This window comes from Flaviramulus sp. (genome assembly GCF_982512915.1).
In genome coordinates this window covers 1-4,786 of record NZ_CEWOCJ010000043.1, presented here as the reverse complement: position 1 = coordinate 4,786, position 4,786 = coordinate 1, and the positions used below count along the sequence as shown (strand labels likewise).

Here is a 4,786-nt window from a genome sequence, read left to right as displayed (position 1 = left end):
ATAACAATAACAAAGATAACAAAAATGAATACTCTAATTACAAAAGACCAGACCAACCAAGCTTATTTAGAATCAATACAAATAAAATCAGAGTATAGACCTGATGAAATGAAAGCATATACATACGAGGGTAAATTTTGTATTGCAAGTCTTGATTTTAGTAATGATGAATTTGAAAAGCATGACGATATGAATGATGCAGCAGCTTCTTATTATTATGATTTAATGGTTAGAGAATACAACGATTATAATAACTTTTTAAAAAACGAATAATGGAAACTTTATTAGAAAAATTACAAAACAACACCGAAGCTATTAACTTTTTAACTAACCAATATTTAGACATTGAAAAGGCAGAATTTTATCGTGTTTTTTCAACTGAACACATGAGAAAAGCACGTCTTGAATGGAATTTAAAAGTAAAAGATAGAGTGTTAAGAATGAGAAAATCACTTCTTATTAAGCTTCAAAATGAAACAATAAAAGAACTAGAAATATTAAACAACAAACTTAAAAAAGCAGCATGAGTGAAAAGATAAAAGTAACCCAGATAAAATTAAAAAACGCTATACGAATAGAAGTACATAGTGAGTATTTAAACAATCAATATTATAATAAATCTATTTCTAAATGAAAACACACGATAAATTATTAGCCAAATGGAGTAAATGCGAATTTGGAGTAAAGCAGCGAGTTTTTAACGATGAAATACCACAAACCACCATACAATACATTTTAAAAAAACCTACTTATAGCGATGAAAAAAAAATGAAATGGATAATTGAAAGGATAGATTATCACACACAACAAGTTTTAGAAGAAATACAAGAAATGTATAATCAAATAGAATCAATATAAAATGCAGGTAGTAGTAATAAATGGTGTTGAATATGTGCCTTTGGTAAAGCCAGAGAACAAAACAATTCTAGAGAATTACTACGAACAACTATTAATAACTAAACACTTCAAATCATGCAAACAATTAACATAGTTGTATTAATAATAGGTTACTCAATAGCATTATTAACCATTATTAAATGGAATTACAGAAACAAATAAAACTAAAACAAAAATGGAAATCTTTAAAAAATTATTAAAAGTAAAAAGCGAATTAGGTAAAATATCTAAAGATGCAACAAACCCTTTCTTTAAATCTAAATACTTCGATATAAACGGACTTTTAGAACACGTTGAACCCTTGTTAAGTAAACACGATTTACTTCTATTACAACCTATTTTAAACAATAAAGTAATATCTCAAATAATAGATCCAGAAACAGGCGAAAGTGTAAGTTCAGAAATTGAACTACCAAATTTAACAGATCCTCAAAAGCTTGGAAGTGCTATAACTTATTATAGACGTTACACGCTTCAATCTTTATTAGGCTTACAAGCTGAAGATGATGATGCAAATAAAGCAAGTCAAAAAGCAACAACACCAACTTCAAACGTAATACCACCAAACATATTAAATGATATTACTTCAAAATTAGAAAAAGCTAAAACAGAAGAAGATTTAAAACAATTATATAAAACAGAATTGCCAATTATTAACAGATACCCAAATGTTAAAGGAATGTTTACTAACAAAAAATTAGCATTAAATGGAAACGCTTAAAACTAATATTGATAAACTCGGAGGTGTTGGTGCTTCCGAAATAGGCAAACTTTTTACAAGAGAAGGTTTAAAAGCTAAAACAGCACAAACAATGGCTTATGAAAAAGCTTGTGAGATTATAAACGGTTACAGAAAAGACTTCACTACAATAGCAATGCAACATGGTATTTTTTCAGAAGAAGAAGCCTATAACAACGTTGTAAAACCATTTTATCCACATAGTAAATACCAAAGTTCAGAATCAATATGGCTTACAGATAATAGTTGGGTAACGCCTGATGTAGTTGATGATGTAATAGGAATTACAATTGATATTAAATGTCCTTATTCGCCTTATACATATTGGAACAATGTAAAAAAATTACCAGATACATATATAAGCCAAAACCAAATGCAAATGACAGGTACAGGACACAAAAAAGGTGCTATCTGTTTATATCTAACATCTACTAATATAGATGAATGGGGTAATAAGATTGAATTCGATATACCTATTGAAAAAAGACATTTATTCCTTCCAATAGATGCACAAGAAGATTATCAAAATGAGATAATAAAACGTATTGAAGAATTTTTACCATTAAGAGATTTAATACTATCACATTTAGTAAAAGCTAATGAGGTTTCAGATATGGATTTTTTCGAGTTATGCGGAACTAAAAAAGTAACACGATTTAAAGATAAATCAAACCTATTAACATGGGAAAACAAAATTATTAAAAACGCTAACGAATATTATACAATTGAATAACATGGAATTAAAAAACGTAGAAATTATTGAAATCGGACAAATTAAAACATTTAGTAACGATTTTAAAGTAGTTGAATTTGTAGTAAAAACAAACGAAGAATACCCTCAATTCTTACAACTACAATGCACAAAAGACAAAGCAGAAAACTTATTAAAATTTAATAAAGTAGGTGAATTTGTAGATGTGTCTTTAAACCTAAAAGGTAGAGCATGGACTAACCCACAAGGCGAGGTTAAATATTTTAACACTATTGAAGCTTGGAAAGTTTTTAAAAGTGATATACAAAAAGTTGCTCAAAATATTGATAATGCTTTTGAACCAGAAGATGATTTAGGTTTCTAAAAATGCAAAAACACACAAAAATATATTTATCAGAATGTGGGTATGAAACAACGGATTTTATACCCTCTGAAATAAGTTATCAAAGAGGTATAGATGTACATCATATTATTTCAAGAGGTAAAGGCGGTAAAGACATAATAGAAAATTTAATGTGTTTAACTAGAGAAGAACATATAGAATTTGGAGATAAAAAAGAATGGATGTACTTCTTACTATCAAGGCACTATGATTTTTTATTAAAAAGAAAAGTAAAGTTTAGTAAAGTTTGGTTTGATGAACAGTTTTTAAAATATCGTGAATTATTATGAAAATAGAAATAAAACCTTTAAGTGTTAATCAAGTATGGCAAGGTAAAAGATTTAAAACACCTACATACAAACAGTATGAAAAAAATATGTTGTTAATGCTTCCACCTTTAAAACTAGATTTTAAAAAACCTTTAAAAATAAATTTAGTTTTTGGATTTAGTACAAACGCTTCAGATATAGACAACCCAACAAAGCCAATTTTAGATATACTTTCTAAAAAGTACAAATTTAATGATAACCAAGTTCAAGAGTTAAACATAAAAAAAGAGATTACCAAAAAAAATCAAGAGTTTATAAAACTAGAAATAACTGAATTATGAAAAAATATTTAATAATACTAATCATTTTTTTGCTAACATATACAGCAATATCACAAGATAAAAGATTTACTGTATTTGCTTACACAGATCCAAACGCAACATTAAAAGATGGATTTAACATAGGCGCAGGTATAGATTACCAAATGACGATTGTTTACTTCAAAGCGCAAGCCTTTGTATTTCCAGATTTAAGAGGAAAAAAATACTTAGAATTTACAGGCACACCAATAGGATTTAACCAACATTTATTTAATGATTCTTTTAGACTTTATGAAGGCTTTAAAGTAGGTGTAATTAAACGTGATAAAACGCATCCAATGATAGGTTTTGAAAGTGGGTTAGAATATTATTTTAATAGTTACAGGAAAGGCTTATTTATTGGTTTTGGTGGCTCATACGATTACAGGATAGATGGCAAAGAAGAAGAAATAGATATAAAACCTTATTGGAGATTAAGTGGACTTTTTAAAATAGGTTTTACAATATGAAAAATAACGCAGTATCAACAGCAATAATAATTCTAATAATTCAAGCTTTAATATTAACCCTTATAATAATTTAATCATGCAAAACACCTCACTACAAGCATACAAAGCTATGCAACCAAAAATTAAAACAGACCATGATAGAATTTTAAGTGTACTTTCTTTAAACAGGGGTTTCACTTACAATGAAATTGCAAAACTTTTAAATTGGGATAATCCCGTAAAAGTTGCTAGAAGATTGCCAGAATTAGTAAGAATGAATTTAATAGCAATAAAAGAAGTTAGAAAATGTCAAATAGTTAATAATAATTGTTCATCATATATAAAATTAATAAACCATGAAACTAATTGAAAAAACTATAATAATCGAAGAAGCCTGTACAGAAATTAACAAAAAAATAAAAAAGAAAACAGGATTACAAAATTTAGGTTCTTACATAATTAGATACAAAGATGTTGAATCTATTTTAAAAAGTGTTTGCCCTAAATACAATTTGAATGTTCAATTTATAAGCAAAGTTTTAGATTTACAATGAATATAGATATATCAACCATACACGAAAGCGTTTGTGAGTATTTCAATATAGAAAAAATTGAATTATTCAATAAATCCAGAGAAATAGATGTTGTTTACAGAAGGCAATTATTTCATTTTTTATCCAAGAATTTAACTAATCCTAGAATTACAACTTATGCCAAAATAGGTAAATATTATAGTGATGTAGTTCAAAAAAAGGATCATGCAACAGTAATGCACAGTTGTAAAAAAATTGAAGGCTATTTAACTTATGACAAAACAGTAAATAAAGATTTAGAAAACATAAAAAAAATAGTTAATAAAAAAGTAGAGTTAGAAAGGTTAAAAAATATTGAAGTTACAATAGAAGATGAAGAAACTTTAAAAAAAGCATCATAAAACAACAATTAATTAAATGAAAATAACTATCTTTGTAACTGCGAA

General features: G+C 27.0%; 12 protein-coding genes. All 12 read left to right on the top strand.

What is annotated here, in order from left to right; all coding sequences use genetic code 11:
- The coding region (locus AC1XJX_RS13495) for a hypothetical protein (protein WP_482004516.1) at window positions 1-273 on the top strand (273 nt) is incomplete at its 5' end.
- On the top strand, window positions 273-527 hold the full coding sequence (locus AC1XJX_RS13490; protein ID WP_482004515.1) for a hypothetical protein: 255 nt from the start codon (window positions 273-275) through the stop codon (window positions 525-527). The genes AC1XJX_RS13495 and AC1XJX_RS13490, both read left to right, overlap by 1 nt.
- A gap of 103 nt (window positions 528-630) precedes the next feature.
- Window positions 631-858 carry a hypothetical protein gene (locus AC1XJX_RS13485; protein ID WP_482004514.1) on the top strand — a complete coding sequence of 76 codons (228 nt, stop codon included), beginning with the start codon at window positions 631-633 and terminating at the stop codon, window positions 856-858.
- Between the two features lie 214 nt (window positions 859-1,072).
- Window positions 1,073-1,618, top strand: a complete 546-nt coding sequence (locus AC1XJX_RS13480) for an ERF family protein (RefSeq protein ID WP_482004513.1) — start codon at window positions 1,073-1,075, stop codon at window positions 1,616-1,618.
- Window positions 1,605-2,369, top strand: a complete 765-nt coding sequence (locus AC1XJX_RS13475; protein ID WP_482004512.1) for a PDDEXK family nuclease — start codon at window positions 1,605-1,607, stop codon at window positions 2,367-2,369. Before AC1XJX_RS13480 ends, AC1XJX_RS13475 begins: the two co-directional genes overlap by 14 nt.
- Before the next feature lies 1 nt (window position 2,370).
- Window positions 2,371-2,712, top strand: coding sequence for a DUF3127 domain-containing protein (locus AC1XJX_RS13470; RefSeq protein ID WP_482004511.1), 342 nt, complete (start codon window positions 2,371-2,373; stop codon window positions 2,710-2,712).
- 2 nt (window positions 2,713-2,714) lie between these two features.
- The gene (locus AC1XJX_RS13465; RefSeq protein ID WP_482004510.1) at window positions 2,715-3,020 is read left to right on the top strand and encodes an HNH endonuclease signature motif containing protein; all 306 of its coding nucleotides are present in this window, start codon (window positions 2,715-2,717) and stop codon (window positions 3,018-3,020) included.
- Complete coding sequence (locus AC1XJX_RS13460) at window positions 3,017-3,340, top strand: RusA family crossover junction endodeoxyribonuclease (protein ID WP_482004509.1); 324 nt, start codon at window positions 3,017-3,019, stop codon at window positions 3,338-3,340. Before AC1XJX_RS13465 ends, AC1XJX_RS13460 begins: the two co-directional genes overlap by 4 nt.
- Entirely contained in the window at window positions 3,337-3,828 is a 492-nt protein-coding gene (locus AC1XJX_RS13455; RefSeq protein ID WP_482004508.1) for a hypothetical protein, read from the top strand. Before AC1XJX_RS13460 ends, AC1XJX_RS13455 begins: the two co-directional genes overlap by 4 nt.
- A 76-nt stretch (window positions 3,829-3,904) precedes the next feature.
- Window positions 3,905-4,177, top strand: coding sequence for a hypothetical protein (locus AC1XJX_RS13450; protein WP_482004507.1), 273 nt, complete (start codon window positions 3,905-3,907; stop codon window positions 4,175-4,177).
- Complete coding sequence (locus tag AC1XJX_RS13445) at window positions 4,164-4,361, top strand: hypothetical protein (protein ID WP_482004506.1); 198 nt, start codon at window positions 4,164-4,166, stop codon at window positions 4,359-4,361. The genes AC1XJX_RS13450 and AC1XJX_RS13445 overlap by 14 nt, the downstream gene beginning before the upstream one ends.
- Window positions 4,358-4,741: a helix-turn-helix domain-containing protein gene (locus AC1XJX_RS13440; protein WP_482004505.1), complete on the top strand. Its 384-nt coding sequence runs from the start codon at window positions 4,358-4,360 to the stop codon at window positions 4,739-4,741. Before AC1XJX_RS13445 ends, AC1XJX_RS13440 begins: the two co-directional genes overlap by 4 nt.
- Window positions 4,742-4,786 lie beyond the last annotated feature (45 nt).

What these genes read in the sequence shown, in the direction of transcription:
- AC1XJX_RS13490 (WP_482004515.1), top strand. Translation starts at nt 273, where the DNA reads ATGGAAACTTTATTAGAAAAATTACAAAACAACACCGAAGCTATTAAC.
- AC1XJX_RS13485 (WP_482004514.1), top strand. Translation starts at nt 631, where the DNA reads ATGAAAACACACGATAAATTATTAGCCAAATGGAGTAAATGCGAATTT.
- AC1XJX_RS13480 (WP_482004513.1), top strand. Translation starts at nt 1,073, where the DNA reads ATGGAAATCTTTAAAAAATTATTAAAAGTAAAAAGCGAATTAGGTAAA.
- AC1XJX_RS13475 (WP_482004512.1), top strand. Translation starts at nt 1,605, where the DNA reads ATGGAAACGCTTAAAACTAATATTGATAAACTCGGAGGTGTTGGTGCT.
- AC1XJX_RS13470 (WP_482004511.1), top strand. Translation starts at nt 2,371, where the DNA reads ATGGAATTAAAAAACGTAGAAATTATTGAAATCGGACAAATTAAAACA.
- AC1XJX_RS13465 (WP_482004510.1), top strand. Translation starts at nt 2,715, where the DNA reads ATGCAAAAACACACAAAAATATATTTATCAGAATGTGGGTATGAAACA.
- AC1XJX_RS13460 (WP_482004509.1), top strand. Translation starts at nt 3,017, where the DNA reads ATGAAAATAGAAATAAAACCTTTAAGTGTTAATCAAGTATGGCAAGGT.
- AC1XJX_RS13455 (WP_482004508.1), top strand. Translation starts at nt 3,337, where the DNA reads ATGAAAAAATATTTAATAATACTAATCATTTTTTTGCTAACATATACA.
- AC1XJX_RS13450 (WP_482004507.1), top strand. Translation starts at nt 3,905, where the DNA reads ATGCAAAACACCTCACTACAAGCATACAAAGCTATGCAACCAAAAATT.
- AC1XJX_RS13445 (WP_482004506.1), top strand. Translation starts at nt 4,164, where the DNA reads ATGAAACTAATTGAAAAAACTATAATAATCGAAGAAGCCTGTACAGAA.
- AC1XJX_RS13440 (WP_482004505.1), top strand. Translation starts at nt 4,358, where the DNA reads ATGAATATAGATATATCAACCATACACGAAAGCGTTTGTGAGTATTTC.